The sequence below is a fragment of the Janthinobacterium sp. GW456P genome (assembly GCF_002127655.1).
In the GTDB taxonomy this organism is placed as follows: domain Bacteria; phylum Pseudomonadota; class Gammaproteobacteria; order Burkholderiales; family Burkholderiaceae_D; genus Janthinobacterium.
Map to the genome: position 1 here is coordinate 298,174 of NZ_NEHB01000002.1, position 13,841 is coordinate 312,014.

A 13,841-nucleotide genomic window follows, 5' to 3' on the forward strand; every position below is an offset into this window, starting at 1 on the left:
CGGTGAACGACATCAGCCCTGACGCAGTCTTCGTCCCGCTGGAACTGCACGGCATCCGCCTCGAAGCGCTGGCGCCGCACCACGCGCCGGGCCTGCGCGCGGCGGCCATGGATGGCGAGCTGTGGAATCTGCGCGTCACCTCCGTGCCCGAGCCGGAGCAGGTGGACCAGTATATTTTCAAGGGCATCGAGATGCGCCCTTCGCGCTTCGCCTTTGCCGTCATCGACGTGGCCAGCGGCGAGGTGCTTGGCACCACCAGCTACCACGACGTCGTACCCGCCATCGGGCGTCTGGAAATCGGCTACACCTGGTATGCGAAGCGCTGCCAGCGCAGCCACGTCAACACCACCTGCAAATTGCTGCTGCTGGCGCATGCCTTCGACACGCTCGGTTGCGCGCTGGTGGGCCTGCGCACCGACAATTTCAACCACGCCTCGCAGGCGGCCATCGAGCGCCTGGGCGCGAAAAAGGATGGCGTGCTGCGCCACCATGCGCTGCGCCGCGACGGCACCGTGCGCGACACGGTCATGTACAGCATCACGCGCGGCGAGTGGCCCGAGATTGCCGCCCATCTGCGCTACAAGCTGGCGCAGCGCCCCATCGCCGCGCTGTCCCGCGCGGGAGAGCGCGCGCCATGCTGATCGACTTCTTCTTCACGCTCAAGGATGCGAAGATTCCCGTCTCGATCAAGGAATTCTTGAGCCTGCTCGAGGCGCTGCAAAAGAACGTCATCGACGCCTCGATGGACGATTTCTACTATCTGGCGCGCCTGACCCTGGTCAAGGATGAAGCCCATTTCGACAAGTTCGACCGCGCGTTCGCGCAGTACTTCAAGGGTGTCAACGCGGCTTTCGACACGAACGCGGCGATACCCCTCGACTGGCTGCTCAAGCGCATGCAGCGCGAGCTGTCCGAGGAGCAGAAGGCGCAGCTGGAAAAATTCGGCTACGACAAGCTGATGGACCGCCTGAACGAGCTGCTGAAGGAGCAGAAGGAGCGCCACGAGGGCGGCAGCAAGTGGATCGGCACGGGCGGCACGTCGCCGTTCGGCAATGGCGGCACGAATCCGGAAGGCATCCGCATCGGCGGCAAGGGCGGCAACCGCACGGCCGTGAAAGTGTGGGAAGCGCGCAGCTACAAGGATTACGACGGCGAGCGCGAACTGGGCACGCGCAATATCAAGGTGGCCTTGCGCCGCCTGCGCAAGTTCGCGCGCGAAGGCGCGGAAGATGAATTGGCGCTCGACGCCACCATCGCCGCCACGGCGAATAACGCGGGCTACCTCGACATCAGGATGCGGCCCGAGCGCAAGAACCGCATCAAGGTGCTGATGCTGCTCGACGTGGGCGGCAGCATGGACGACCATATCGAGCGCACCGAGGAACTGTTCTCGGCGGCGAAGACGGAATTCAAGAACATGGAATTCTTTTACTTCCATAATTGCGTCTACGACTACCTGTGGAAGAACAATCGGCGCCGCAACGCCGAGCGTTTCCCCACCTGGGACGTGCTGCGCAAATACCCGCCCGACACCAAGCTGATTTTCGTCGGCGATGCCACCATGAGCCCCTATGAAATCCTGCAACCGGGCGGCAGTGTCGAATACAACAACGAGGAAGCGGGTTCCACCTGGCTGGCGCGCTTTACCCAGGCATTCCCGAAATTCATCTGGCTCAATCCCGAAGCGGAAGGATTATGGCAATACCGCCAGTCGATCGGCGTGATGCGGCAGTTGATGAACAACCGCATGTTCCCCCTGTCGATCGACGGGCTGGAACGGGGCATGCGTCTGCTCAGTAAATAAAAGCACGCAACAAAAAGTCCATGGCGGCAGAGGGCCGCCATGCCGTACACTGCGACACGGCACTACCGTGCGGAGCATCTCCGCTGCGGGCGGGTACCATACGCCGGTACCGGCCCTGCCCCACCCTGCTGCATCCCGTGCGCGGCCGCCATGGCCGCGACACTGTTCGATTGCGCACATCGTGCGCGCCTTCTGCTCCGGTAGAATCGGCGCATCGCTGTGTGCAAACCATGCACCATCGCTGCACCACGACCTTGCCGCGCCAGCCCCCGTGCTGCCGGCCGGTGCCAGCGCCACATCAAAGGAATGAGCATGCAAAGTCTGATCTCGATCGCCGCCGACCTGTCCTGGCCGTTCGCCATTACCCTGGCCTGGGTGGCGGGCGAATTCGGCCACCGCTGGACTGGCCTGCCGCGCATCAGTTTTTACGGCGTGATCGGCTTCGTCCTCGCACAGACGCAGGTAGGCATCCTGCCGCAGACGGACGCCGGCCCCATGCTGGTGCTGGCCGACGTGGCCTTCGGCCTGATCCTGTTCGAGGTGGGCTACCGCATCAACCTGCGCTGGCTGAAGAACAATCCGTGGATCGCCGTCACGGGCCTGGTCGAATCCCTGCTGACCTTTGCCGTCGTCTACTTCATCGGCATCGAATTCGGTTCCACCTCGATGACGGCGCTGCTGCTGGCGTCCTTGGCCATGTCCACCTCGCCGGCCACCATAATGCGCGTCATCAACGAGGAACGCAGCTCGGGCCAGGTCACGGAACGCATCGTCCACCTCACCGCCCTCAATTGCGTGCTGGCCGTCTTCACGTTCAACATCATCGTCGGCTTCTGGATGTTCCAGAGTTCCACCGACCTGATCCAGGCAAGCAGCAGCAGCGCCGCCGTGCTGGCCGCCTCCGTGGCCGCCGGCACCGTCTTCGGCATCGTGGTGCCGGCCATGCTGCGCCGCCTGGGCAACATGGCGCAGGACGCCACCGTGGCATTCGCCCTGTCGGTGATGCTGCTCGTCGCCCTGACCTACACCACCAGCCTGTCGCCGCTGCTGGCCACCCTCACCTTCGGCCTGGTGGCGCGCCACCGCAGGGTCGCCTTCAGCCAGGCGCAGCGCAATTTCGGCGCCATGGGCGAGCTGCTGACGGTGCTGCTGTTCGTGTATGCCGCCTCGACCCTGGAATGGGCCAGCGTGACGGCCGGCGCGGGCCTGGCCCTGGCCGTCGTCGGCGGACGGTTGCTGACGAAGGTCGCCGGCGTGGCCGCGTTTTCGCATGTGAGCGGCATTTCCTGGCGCAAGGGCGTGCTGACGGGCGTGGCCCTGACGCCCGTTTCCGTCTTCATCATCCTGCTGCTCGAACACGCGCGCCAGCACGGCGTGAACTTCGGCGACGAATTGAACGCCCTGGCCGCCATCACCCTGGGCCTGGAACTGGTCGGCCCCGTGCTGGTGCAGCGCGTGCTGATGCTGGCCAAAGAAACCCACGAAATAAAGGAGCGCTAAATGCCGCTGGAACCCTTTGGCCAATCGGCCGCGCTGACCTTCGGCGTCGAACTCGAACTGCAACTGGTTAACCTGTCGGACTATGACTTGACGGCCGCCAGCCCCGACCTGCTGCATCTGCTGAACAAGAAGCCGTTTCCCGGCAACGTCACGCCGGAAATCACCGAGAGCATGATCGAGATCAACTCGAGCGTGCACACGCATCACGGCCCCCTGCTGGAGCAGTTGCAGGAAATCCGCGACACCCTGATCACGGCCGGCGACAAGCTCAATATCGGCATCGCGGGCGGCGGGACGCACCCGTTCCAGCAATGGTCGTCGCAAAAGATCTTTTCCAAGCCCCGCTTCCAGGAAATCTCGGAACTGTATGGCTACCTGGCCAAGCAGTTCACCATCTTCGGCCAGCACGTGCACATCGGCTGCGCCTCGGGCGACGACGCCATGTTCTTGCTGCATTCGCTGAACCGCTACATCCCGCACTTCATCGCCCTGTCGGCGTCTTCGCCCTACGTGCAGGGGCGCGACACCCTGTTCGATTCGGCCCGTTTGAATTCCGTGTTCGCCTTTCCCATGAGCGGACGCGCACCGTTCACCCTGAGCTGGGACCAGTTCTCCAACGAGTATTTCGCCAAGATGGAGAACACCGGCATCATCAAGAGCATGAAGGACTTTTACTGGGATATCCGGCCCAAGCCGGAATTCGGCACCATCGAACTGCGCGTGTGCGACACGCCGCTGACGGTGGAACGGGCCGCCGCCCTGGCCGCCTACCTGCAGGCCCTGTGCCGCTACCTGCTCGAACGCCGCGAAGCGCCGCCCGTGGAAGACGATTACCTCGTGTATAACTACAACCGCTTCCAGGCTTGCCGCTTCGGCCTCGATGGCGCCATCACGCATCCGAAAACCTACGAAACGATGTCGCTGCGCGAAGACATCATGACCACGCTGCGCAAGATGGAACCGCACGCCGAGGCGCTGGGCAGCACGCCGGCCCTGAAACACCTGTCGGACGTGGCCAAGCAATGGAGCGACGCGCAATACCTGCGCAAGCAGCACAACGTGCAGGGCAGCGCCGAGGGCATGGTCGATTCGGCCATCCGCTGCTTCCGTGGCGAGCCCATGAACTACTGACGTTGCGCTGCCTAGTAACGTAGCAATGTGATGTTCACCGTGCGCACGAAGTTTTCACTACGCGCCGTACAGCGCCAGCGCCCAGGCTGGCGGGCGCAATTCCAGTGCCAGCGGCAGCCAGGCGGGATCGAAGCGCGCCGCCAGCAAATACACATTGGCGGCGCCCCTGGCCTCCCAATTTCCCGTAAAGCCCTTTTCGCCGGCGGCCACGCGCTTGCGGTCGAAGGGCACGGCGCTTTTCGCGAACTCTTCGTGCGTCTTTTTGCCCTGCGCATACGGCGCCAGCCAGGCCAGCGCCTCGACCAGGCGCCGCGCTTCCGGCGCGCCATACCAGTCGTCGCCATGCGCCTGCGCCATCAGGGCCGTCGTCAGCAGCGGCTCCAGGCTATAGGTGGTGTAGTGCAGGGCGTCGCGCTGCTCGAAGTCGAAGGGCACGCCGCCGACGCCGATATTGCGCGGCACGTGCGCCAGGAAGCGTTCCTTCGCCCGCGCGACCAGCAGGGCGTCGCCCGTGACATACGCGGCGGCCGTGCCGATCTTGATGCGGTGGCTGTGCCAGTTGTTGCGGGCCGTGGAGGGGCCGCCCACCTTGACGGGATCGCTCAGGTAGCCCTGCGCCAGGGTGCGGCAAAACGCCTGCACCTGCTCGCGCTCGATGCCGTTCAAGCGCTCCTGCACCAGGTCGTATCCCATCAGCAGGCTGGCCAGCTCCGTCTCGTCGACAGGGCTGAACGAGGGCTGGTAGGTGCCGCTCCAGGCCAGCAGCAGCTGGCGCGCCGCCTCGAAATGCGCCATCTCGCCCGACAGCCGCCAGGCCAGCGCCTGCAGTCTCGCCTGGCGCCAGTCTTCCTGCGCCTGCTGGCTGGTCTCGCGCCCGCCCTCTCCCTTCAGCAAGCCGCCCGTGCGCACTTCGGCCATCAGGTGCACGGGCCGCGCCGCGTCCTTGCGCGCCGCCTTGACCACCTGTCCGGCGATGGCGGGCGCCACCCGCGCCTTGAGCGTGCGGGCGCGCGCGGCGGACGTCAGCGCAAACGGCAGCGCGCCTTCATGCGGGTGCGGCGCCGCGCGCAAGCCCGCCAGTGGCAGCGCCAGCAGGCCGGCCAGCACGGTGCGCCGGCGGATCAGATGCGTACTCAAAACCGCGTCTCCCGCGCCGCGCGCAAAAAATTATCGAGGATGGGCGTGCAATCGAGCAGTTCGACGCCGCCCGCCGAATGGAATTCCGGGTGCCACTGCAAGCCCATGACGAAGCGCGCCCGCTGGTAGCGGATGGCCTCGACGATGTTGTCCCCTTGCGAATACGCTTCCACGGTGACGTCGCGCCCCAGGTCCTTGACCGACTGGTGGTGGATGGAATTGACGAGCGCCTCGCCCGTCTTCGGGAACATGCCCGCCAGGGACGAGCCTTTCGGGAAGACAATGGTATGGCGGTGGCGGTCATACAGGTCGTTGACATGGGAAGTGGCGCCTGCCACGTCCGAAGCGATGTCCTGGTACAGGGTGCCGCCAAAGCCCACGTTGATCAGTTGACAGCCGCGGCAAATACCCAGCACGGGTTTGCCCGCGTCGACGAATTCGTGCAGCAGCTCCAGTTCGTACAGGTCGCGCGCGCGGTCGCCGTTCCATTCGGGCCGCGTGGCCGCCTCGGAATACGTCTGCGGCGAGACGTCGGCGCCGCCCTGCAGCACCAGGCCGTCCAGATGGCGCGCATAGTGGCGCAGGGTGATATTGCTCGGGTGTAGCTGGCCGCTGGTATTGACCGTCGGGATCATGAACACCAGCACGTCGCGCGACATGACCCACTGGGCGATCGACTCTTCCAGGTATTGCAGGTTCTTGCTGCGCAGGCCAGTGGCGCCCGGCTCGGGATGGAAAATGCGCGCCGAGATGCCGATGCGCAGGGTGCGCCGCATGAAATCGCGGCTGGCCTTGTCGCGCATGGAACGGTAGCGCGACGAGATCACCCGCCAGGCCAGCGCCAGCGGCGTGTCGTTATCCTTCAAATAGCGGGGGGCGGCGTCGCGCGCACGGTGCTCATCATCGGGCGCCCGGCGGCCTACCCGGTCGGGCCGGGACGACGCTGGCGCCGCGGGATCGGTGGATGGCGGCTGCTGGGGATCTTTTTCGTCTGACATGGCAAGGCTGACTGAAAGCGGAGACGTTTTCAATATAAACCCCCATCTCCGAAAGCACGATTCAATTTTGTAACAAAAGCCCACGCGCGGGCCTCTGCGCAACACACTCACGCCGCCTGCATACGGCCCGTTTACGCCGCAGGCCCCGCTTTTTAGAGAATCTTTACGCCCCCGCTGCTAATCTTGAACGTACCTCAACCACCGCTGCAAAGCCACCATGGAACCCCATTCACGCCTGCAATCGCATCAAGCACTGCCCCACCGCCATCCCCGCCTGCCCACCTTTCTCATGCATATCACGGTCGACAAGTCCTGCCTGGCCGAGCTGCGCCAGCTGGTCGTCAAGACCTGCGGCGGCATGCTGTCGTTCATGCGCGTCGAAGCGGTCGATCATGCCGAGCGCATGAAAGTCTGGCTGTGCGTGACGGAACCGGCCCTGCGCTTGACCATGGATGCCGTCATGCGCCTGCTGCCGGCGGCGGAATTTGGCCGCATCAGCCAGGGGAAATCGCTATGAACCAGTACACCTGCGAACAGGCGATGTCGTCATCGCGCATCACCGCGCATTTCCAGGGCATCTGGGTGCCGATGGTCACGCCATTTTGCGACGGCGATGGCGACATCGACTTCGACGCGGCCCAGCAGCTCGCATGCGAACTGGCCGCCAGCGGCGTCGATGGCCTGGTGGTGTGCGGCACCACGGGCGAAGCGGCCATGCTGAGCGCCGCGGAACAGAGCATGCTGCTCGACAGCGTGCTCGAAGCCGTCGGTCCCCGCTTCCCCGTCGTCATGGGGATAGGCGGCAGCGATACGCGCAGCGTCGTCTCCGCCGTGCAGCGCTACAACGACCATCCGCTGGCCGGCCTGCTGGTCTCGGCGCCAGCGTATGTGCGCCCTTCGCAGGACGGCATCGTGCGCCACTTCCAGGCCATCGCCGCCGCCACCGACCAGTCCATCGTGCTGTACAACGTGCCGGCCCGCACGGGCGTCAATATCGAACCGCAGACGGCGGCGCTGCTGGCGCGCGACTCGCACTTCGTCGCCATCAAGGAAGCGGGCGGCAAGCTGCAGCAGCTGGGCGAACTGCTGCTCGACACGCGCCTGGACGTGCTGTGCGGCGACGACGCGCTGCTGCTGGCCAGCCTGTCCATGGGCGGCCACGGCGCCATGTCGGCCGCCGCCCAGGTGCGCCCCGACCTGTATGCGCAGCTGTACCACCTCGTCAGGCAGGGCCGCCACGGCGCCGCCGGCGCCCTGTTCAAGACCATGCTGCCCGTCATCCGCCTGCTGTTTGCCGAACCAAATCCCGCTCCCGTGAAGGCCGCGCTGGCCATGCAGGGCAAGGTACGCGACGCATTGCGCCTGCCGATGACGCCCATGTCTTCCGCCGGCCAGGCCGCCCTGGCCGAAGCGCTCGAACCCCTGATGCAGCTGCCCGCATGGACCGCGGGCGACAGGGAGGAAGCACGCGAAGGCTGTCTGCTGCAGCTGGTTTCTTCCGCCAACATCATGCCAGCCGTGCGCCAAGATGATCATCGCCATCACGGATGAACGCGGGGGGATGGAGAAATCCATCCTGGCCGGGCGGCTGGCCGCCTCGCGCGCGCTGGCCGGACGCAAGGTATTGCTGCTCGATGCCGATCCGCGTCAGGGCGCCATGGCGCAAGCCAGGAATATGCACGACGGCGCCATGCACGGCAGCCTGACGCGGCCGCGCCTGATGGCGCGCGCCATCAGCGCCAAGGGCTTGCAGCCGGAGCTCGAGCACCTGGTGCACTGCTACCACGACATCGTCATCGACAGCGAAGGCCGCGACTCCATGGGCAGCCGTTCGGCCCTGATCGCCGCGCGCGTGCTGGTGGTGCCGCTCGACGGCGTCGTCGACGCCGGCGCGCAGGCGGGCCTGGCGCGCCGCATCGCGCACGCGCGCAGCGTCAATCCCGGCTTGCGCGTGCTGCTGGCAAGGGACACGCAAGCGGCGCCCGCCCACGCCCTGGCCGCGCAGATTCCAGACGCCCGCGTGGTCGGCCTGGGGCAACTTTACTGCGCCGTTTTCAACCTGCCCGCTTAGAGCGCGCAAAAAAGGCGGCGCATGCGCCGCCTCCCTCACCTGTCAATTAAAACGTCTTGCTGACCGTCAGCTGCAGCGCCGTCTTGCCCATGAATTTGCCATTCACGGGCGAGGCATACGCCGCCTTGCCCGCGTTCGTGCCGATCACGGCCAGCGCGCCCGTCACGACACCGAAGTCGCGCGTGACGCCCACTTTCCAGTCCGTGTAGCTCGACGCGTCATTGTTTTTCACTTTCTGATGGCCCGCATGCAGGTTGCCGGTCCAGCCGTTCGTCAGGTCGATATTCGCGCCGATATCGAGGTAGCCGCTGTTCTTGCTGTTGACGATGCCGAACAGGTTCGAGACGGCGTGCGAATATTTGATATAGGCGGGGCCATACGACAGCTGGCCATAGACTTCCTGCGTGTCCGCGTCGGCCAGGCCGGCGACGTGCTTCAAGCCGTTGTCCGCGTACACATAGGCGAGCACGCCGACGTCATAGCCGACAGCGCCGCCCAACTGGCCGCGCTTGCCCGCATACAGATCGACTTCCACGTCGCCGCTGCCGCCCGCATCCTTGGTCCACTTGATAGTGGAAGCCCAGGCGCCCGCATACAGGCCCGTCGGGTTGTTGATGTAATCCACGCCGCCCTGCAGCGCGGGCTTCAAGCGCGTCTGCGAGATGCCCCGGTAACGGTAGTCGGATACGCCGGCCACGTTGAAACTGACTTCATTGTCGGGCTTGGCCTCGTCCGCGTGGGCCAGGCTGCCCGTCAAGGCGGTGGCGACGGCAAGTGCAAGTAGCATTTTATTCATGGTTTTTTCTTCTTCATGGGTAGTATGGGCCTTTGCCAACATGGCGCAGCTGGCCCGCCGCTGCAAAAAATAAGGTAAAGCGTCCCCCCGGCGCGCGCGGCGCCTGTTTTCAAACAGGGGAAATAACAGGTATTAGAGCGGCAGCAGCAAGCGGTAACCGACCGCCGTTTCCGTCAGCAGGTACTGCGGCTGGGCCGGATCGGCTTCCAGCTTCTGGCGCAGATGGCCCATGTAGATGCGCAGGTAATGGCCGTTTTCGCTGTTCGACGGCCCCCACACTTCGCGCAGCAGTTGCGGATTGGTGACCACCCTGCCCGCGTTCTTCACGAGTACCGACAGCAGGCGGAATTCCGTCGGCGTCATGTGCACCAGCTGCTTGTTGCGCGTCACCAGCCGATCCTTCAGGTCGACGCGCACGTCGCCGAACTGCACCACGCCATCGTCGCTGGCGGCGGGCTGGCGCTGGCGGCGCAAGGTGGCGCGCACGCGGGCCAGCAGCTCGCCCACGCCGAACGGCTTGGTCAGATAGTCGTCGGCGCCCGCATCGAGCGCGCGGATCTTGTCCTGCTCGTCGACCCGCGCCGACAGCACGATGATGGGCACGGCCGACCATTTGCGGATGTCGGCGATGAAATCGATGCCGTCGCCGTCGGGCAGGCCCAGGTCCAGCACGATCAGATCGGGCCGGCGCGTGCCCGCGTCGATCAGGCCGCGCTGCATGGTGGCCGATTCGAAAATCTGCCAGCCCTCGTCTTCCAGCGCGGCGCGCACGAAGCGGCGGATTTGCGGTTCATCCTCGACGAGCAAGGCGGTAGCGGAAGGTTCGTTCATGTTGGTTTTCCTGTTTCATGGTCGTTGGCGTCATCGAGCTCGATCTCCGGCGGCGCCGGCGGCGTGCCCAGCGGCAGGCTGAAGACGATGGCGGCGCCCTGTCCCGGCGTGTGCGGCTGCGCGTGGATAGTGCCGCCGTGCGCTTCGACGATAGCGCGGCAGATGGCCAGCCCCAGCCCGACGCCCGGCTTGTTCGATTCGCGCTCGCCGCGCGTGAATTTTTCAAAGATGGCTTCTTCGCGGCCGGGCGGCAGGCCCGGGCCATCGTCAAGCACCGTCACCTGCAGGAACTGGCCGTGCACCCCGGCCGCGACCGTGATGGTGCTGCCCGGCGGCGTGTACTTGGCCGCGTTTTCCAGCAGGTTGCACAGCACGCGCTCGATCAGCACGGCGTCGTAGCGCACCAGCGGCAGGTCCGGCGCCAGCTGCGTCAGCACGGCGTGCTGCTGCAATTGCGGGCCGCTGGCGCGCAGCGCGCTGCCCACCACTTCTTCCAGCGCCTGCCATTGCAGGTTCAGGCGCACCTGGCCGCTCTCGATGCGCGCCATGTCCAGCAGGTTCGCCACCAGGGCGCTCATGCGCACGGTTTCGGACTGCAGCGAGCGCGCCATGTCCAGCTGCGCGGGCGACAGCGCAGGCCGGGACAGAGCCAGCGATTCGGCCAGGCCCACCAGCGACGTCAAGGGCGTGCGCAAGTCGTGCGACAGGGCCGCCAGCAGCGAATTGCGCAGCCGCTCCGATTCCATCTGCAGCAGCGCGCCCTGGGCCACGTCGATGTAGTGCACGCGCTCGAGGGCGATGGCCGCCAGGGCGGCAAAGGTGTCGAGGTGCTGGCGCTGTTCCGGCACCAGCAGCCAGCGGCCACGCTGCGCGCCATCGAGCGGCAGCAGCGCCAGCACGCCGCGCGTGCGCATAGGCGCGATCAGCGGCAGGTAGAAAATGGGCGAAGCCGGCAGGGTATCGGTGCCCGTCCCCGCCGCCTGCGCATGGTCGAAGGCCCACTGCGCGATGCCGATATCGAGCGGCTCGCCGCCGTTCGGGGACTGCAAGCTGCCTTCGTCGTCGGGCAGCAGCAAAGCGGCGCGCGCGCGGAACGCCCGTTCGATGGCGCTTTTCGTGATGTCGAAAATCTGCTCCGTCTGCAGCACGCCGGACAATTCGCGCGAAAACTCGTACAGGGCGCGGGCGCGCGCTTCGCGGTGCGAGGCCACGCGCGCCTGGAAGCGCAGGCCGGCCGTCAGGTGGCCCGTGATCAGGCCCACCGCCAGCATCACGCCAAACGTGATCACATACTGGAAATCGCCCACGGCAAACGAGAAGCGCGGCGGCACGAAGATGAAGTCGAAGCTGGCCACGCCCACCAGGCTGGCCAGCGCCGCCGGCCCGCGCCCCAGGCGCACGGCCACCAGCACCACCGTCAGCAAGGACAACATGGCGATATTGGCCAGGTCCAGGTAGGGCTGCAGGGGGACCGAAGCGAGGGCCGTGGCCAGGCTGGCGCCGGCGGCCAGGATGTAGCGCCAATGGCGCGATGGCCGGCGCGGCGCATCCGCGTCGTCGTCCGCCGCGCGCCGGGGCGCCGCATCGGCAGGCGGCAAACCCACCTCGATCAAATCGATATCGGGCGCAAGGCTGGCCATGCGGGCGGCCGGCGGCGTCTGCCACAGGCGCGCCAGCGCACCGCCGCGGCCACGGCCCACGATGACTTTCGAGATATTCGCGCCGCGCGCATACTCGACCACGGCGCCGGCGATGTCGGCGGACGGCAGAATCGCCGTGCGCGCGCCCAGGTCCTGCGCCAGTTTCAGGGTTTTCAAAATGCGCTCGCGCTGGCCCGCCGGCAAGCGCTGCAAGCGCGGCGTTTCCACGTACAGCGCGTGCCATTCCGCGTTCAGCTGGCTTGCCAGGCGCGCCGTGCTGCGGATCACGTGTTCGCCCCCCGCGTGCGGTCCCACGCAGGCCAGCAGCGCGGCGCCCGTCTTCCACACGGGATTGATGGATTTTTCGACGCGGTAGGCCTGCACGTCATCCTGGATCCGGTCCGCCGTGCGGCGCAAGGCCAGTTCGCGCAGGGCGATCAAATTGCCCTTGCGGAAAAAATGCTGCGATGCCCGTTCGGCCTGCTGCGGCTGATATACCTTGCCCTGCTTCAGGCGGCGCAGCAGTTCATCGGCCGGGATATCGACCAGCACCACTTCATCGGCACGGTCGAACACCGTATCGGGCAGGGTCTCGGCCACGCGCACGCCCGTGATCCCTCCTACCACGTCGTTCAGGCTTTCCAGGTGCTGCACGTTCACGGTCGACAGCACGTCGATGCCGGCCGCCAGCAATTCCTCGACATCCTGCCAGCGCTTCGGATGACGCGATCCGGCCACGTTCGAGTGGGCCAGTTCATCCATCAGTATCAGCGGCGGCGCGCGACGCAGGGCTTCGTCGAGGTCGAACTCGTACAGGGTCTTGCCGCGGTACTCGATGGCTTTGAGCGGAAGCACGGGCAAGCCGTCGAGCTGGGCCGCCGTATCCTGGCGCCCATGCGTCTCCACCACGCCCACCAGCAAGTCCTGGCCATCGGCCAGCATTTTGCGGGCGGCCGCCAGCATCGCGTAGGTCTTGCCGACGCCGGCCGAGGCGCCGAAATAGATGCGCAGCCGGCCGCGCGCGGCTTTCTTTTCCTGCGCCTGCACTTGCGCCAGCAGGGCATCAGGGTCGGGGCGTTGGCTGTCGTTGGGGAGCATGTTGTATTTTAATTTACTTGGAGCATGTGTAGGCCGGATTAGCGCTGGCGCGTAATCCGGCAGCATTGTTGGCCTGGCTGGGGCTATGGGTGATGTCGGCTTACGCTGCGCTAAGCCGACCTACGCCGACCTGCGCCTATCTTTTTATTTTGCCATGGCGTCAAGTAGGTCGGATTAGCGCGCAAGCGCGTCATCCGACGACATCATCGGCCAAGCCGTGCACGATGCCGGCCTGCGCGCCTTTGCCAGCTTACTTGGCCATGGCATCGAGCGCCAGGTTCAGTTCCAGCACATTCACGCGCGGTTCGCCGAAAAAGCCGATATACGCGGTTTTCTGTACCTTGGCGATGGCATTTTCCACCTGCGCCAGCGGCACGGCGCGCACGCGGGCCACGCGGGGCGCCTGGTACAGGGCGCCCGCCAGGCTGATTTCCGGGTCCAGGCCGCTACTCGACGCCGTCACCAGGTCGACGGGGATCGGGTTGCGGTTGCCGGGATCGGCTGCCTGCAGGGCGGCGACGCGCGCCTTGACGGCATCGACCAGGGCCGGATTCGTCGGTCCCTGGTTCGAGCCGCCCGAACCGGCGCCGTTATTGGCCATCGGCGCGGTGGCCGACGGCCGACCCCAGAAATACTTGGGCGAAGTAAAGGACTGGCCGATCAGGGTCGAGCCGACGGGCTTGCCCCCACGCTCGACGATGCTGCCGTTGACTTCATCGTTGAAGGCCAGCTGGCCGATGCCGGCCGTGGCAAACGGATAGACGACGCCGCAGATCACGGTCAGCGCGGCAAACAGGACCAGGGCGGGACGTACGATAGTGCTCATGATGGTTCC

13 protein-coding genes are annotated in these 13,841 nt (G+C 65.9%); 7 read left to right on the top strand and 6 right to left on the bottom strand.

What is annotated here, in order from left to right; genetic code table 11:
* The first annotated feature begins 2 nt into the window (after nt 1-2).
* The 4 genes from CBW66_RS03755 (at nt 3) to CBW66_RS03770 (ending at nt 4,435) form a co-directional block, all read left to right on the top strand.
* Nucleotides 3-641, top strand: a complete 639-nt coding sequence (locus CBW66_RS03755; protein ID WP_086137099.1) for a GNAT family N-acetyltransferase — start codon at nt 3-5, stop codon at nt 639-641.
* Entirely contained in the window at nt 635-1,804 is a 1,170-nt protein-coding gene (locus tag CBW66_RS03760; RefSeq protein ID WP_086137100.1) for a VWA domain-containing protein, read from the top strand. Before CBW66_RS03755 ends, CBW66_RS03760 begins: the two co-directional genes overlap by 7 nt.
* A 312-nt stretch (nt 1,805-2,116) precedes the next feature.
* The gene (locus tag CBW66_RS03765) at nt 2,117-3,304 is read left to right on the top strand and encodes a cation:proton antiporter (protein WP_170932835.1); all 1,188 of its coding nucleotides are present in this window, start codon (nt 2,117-2,119) and stop codon (nt 3,302-3,304) included.
* The gene (locus CBW66_RS03770) at nt 3,305-4,435 is read left to right on the top strand and encodes a YbdK family carboxylate-amine ligase (RefSeq protein WP_086137102.1); all 1,131 of its coding nucleotides are present in this window, start codon (nt 3,305-3,307) and stop codon (nt 4,433-4,435) included. It abuts the gene before it with no gap.
* Between the two features lie 57 nt (nt 4,436-4,492).
* Here CBW66_RS03770 and CBW66_RS03775 read toward each other — a convergent pair whose 3' ends face one another.
* Together CBW66_RS03775 and CBW66_RS03780 are read right to left on the bottom strand one after the other, a co-directional pair.
* The gene (locus CBW66_RS03775) at nt 4,493-5,572 is read right to left on the bottom strand and encodes an alginate lyase family protein (protein ID WP_086137103.1); all 1,080 of its coding nucleotides are present in this window, start codon (nt 5,570-5,572) and stop codon (nt 4,493-4,495) included.
* Nucleotides 5,569-6,570 carry a gamma-glutamyl-gamma-aminobutyrate hydrolase family protein gene (locus tag CBW66_RS03780; RefSeq protein ID WP_086137104.1) on the bottom strand — a complete coding sequence of 334 codons (1,002 nt, stop codon included), beginning with the start codon at nt 6,568-6,570 and terminating at the stop codon, nt 5,569-5,571. Before CBW66_RS03780 ends, CBW66_RS03775 begins: the two co-directional genes overlap by 4 nt.
* Nucleotides 6,571-6,787: 217 nt before the next feature.
* Here CBW66_RS03780 and CBW66_RS03785 point away from each other — a divergent pair, with 217 nt between their 5' ends.
* From CBW66_RS03785 to CBW66_RS03795, 3 genes are read left to right on the top strand one after another with little or no spacing between them, the layout of a single operon-like run.
* Nucleotides 6,788-7,087 (top strand): hypothetical protein, encoded by a 300-nt coding sequence (locus CBW66_RS03785; RefSeq protein WP_230492100.1) that lies wholly within the window; start codon nt 6,788-6,790, stop codon nt 7,085-7,087.
* The gene (dapA, locus tag CBW66_RS03790; RefSeq protein WP_086137105.1) at nt 7,084-8,121 is read left to right on the top strand and encodes a 4-hydroxy-tetrahydrodipicolinate synthase; all 1,038 of its coding nucleotides are present in this window, start codon (nt 7,084-7,086) and stop codon (nt 8,119-8,121) included. The genes CBW66_RS03785 and dapA overlap by 4 nt, the downstream gene beginning before the upstream one ends.
* A 10-nt stretch (nt 8,122-8,131) precedes the next feature.
* Entirely contained in the window at nt 8,132-8,641 is a 510-nt protein-coding gene (locus CBW66_RS03795; protein ID WP_230492099.1) for a cobyrinic acid ac-diamide synthase, read from the top strand.
* A 46-nt stretch (nt 8,642-8,687) separates the two neighbouring features.
* On the opposite strand, the gene CBW66_RS03800 is transcribed toward CBW66_RS03795, so the two are convergent.
* The 4 genes from CBW66_RS03800 to kdpC form a co-directional block, all read right to left on the bottom strand.
* Complete coding sequence (locus CBW66_RS03800; RefSeq protein WP_086137226.1) at nt 8,688-9,437, bottom strand: TorF family putative porin; 750 nt, start codon at nt 9,435-9,437, stop codon at nt 8,688-8,690.
* Nucleotides 9,438-9,569: 132 nt separating this feature from the next.
* Nucleotides 9,570-10,268, bottom strand: a complete 699-nt coding sequence (kdpE, locus tag CBW66_RS03805) for a two-component system response regulator KdpE (RefSeq protein WP_034746496.1) — start codon at nt 10,266-10,268, stop codon at nt 9,570-9,572.
* Entirely contained in the window at nt 10,265-13,006 is a 2,742-nt protein-coding gene (locus CBW66_RS03810) for a DUF4118 domain-containing protein (RefSeq protein ID WP_086137107.1), read from the bottom strand. The genes kdpE and CBW66_RS03810 overlap by 4 nt, the downstream gene beginning before the upstream one ends.
* Nucleotides 13,007-13,256: 250 nt before the next feature.
* Nucleotides 13,257-13,832 (bottom strand): potassium-transporting ATPase subunit KdpC, encoded by a 576-nt coding sequence (gene kdpC / locus CBW66_RS03815; RefSeq protein ID WP_086137108.1) that lies wholly within the window; start codon nt 13,830-13,832, stop codon nt 13,257-13,259.
* Nucleotides 13,833-13,841: the final 9 nt, after the last annotated feature.

Bases quoted from the DNA above. Each gene is read 5' to 3' on its own strand.
- CBW66_RS03760 (WP_086137100.1), top strand. From the start codon at position 635: ATGCTGATCGACTTCTTCTTCACGCTCAAGGATGCGAAGATTCCCGTC.
- CBW66_RS03765 (WP_170932835.1), top strand. From the start codon at position 2,117: ATGCAAAGTCTGATCTCGATCGCCGCCGACCTGTCCTGGCCGTTCGCC.
- kdpC (WP_086137108.1), bottom strand. From the start codon at position 13,832: ATGAGCACTATCGTACGTCCCGCCCTGGTCCTGTTTGCCGCGCTGACC.
- CBW66_RS03780 (WP_086137104.1), bottom strand. From the start codon at position 6,570: ATGTCAGACGAAAAAGATCCCCAGCAGCCGCCATCCACCGATCCCGCG.
- kdpE (WP_034746496.1), bottom strand. From the start codon at position 10,268: ATGAACGAACCTTCCGCTACCGCCTTGCTCGTCGAGGATGAACCGCAA.
- dapA (WP_086137105.1), top strand. From the start codon at position 7,084: ATGAACCAGTACACCTGCGAACAGGCGATGTCGTCATCGCGCATCACC.
- CBW66_RS03785 (WP_230492100.1), top strand. From the start codon at position 6,788: ATGGAACCCCATTCACGCCTGCAATCGCATCAAGCACTGCCCCACCGC.
- CBW66_RS03795 (WP_230492099.1), top strand. From the start codon at position 8,132: ATGGAGAAATCCATCCTGGCCGGGCGGCTGGCCGCCTCGCGCGCGCTG.
- CBW66_RS03770 (WP_086137102.1), top strand. From the start codon at position 3,305: ATGCCGCTGGAACCCTTTGGCCAATCGGCCGCGCTGACCTTCGGCGTC.
- CBW66_RS03800 (WP_086137226.1), bottom strand. From the start codon at position 9,437: ATGAATAAAATGCTACTTGCACTTGCCGTCGCCACCGCCTTGACGGGC.
- CBW66_RS03810 (WP_086137107.1), bottom strand. From the start codon at position 13,006: ATGCTCCCCAACGACAGCCAACGCCCCGACCCTGATGCCCTGCTGGCG.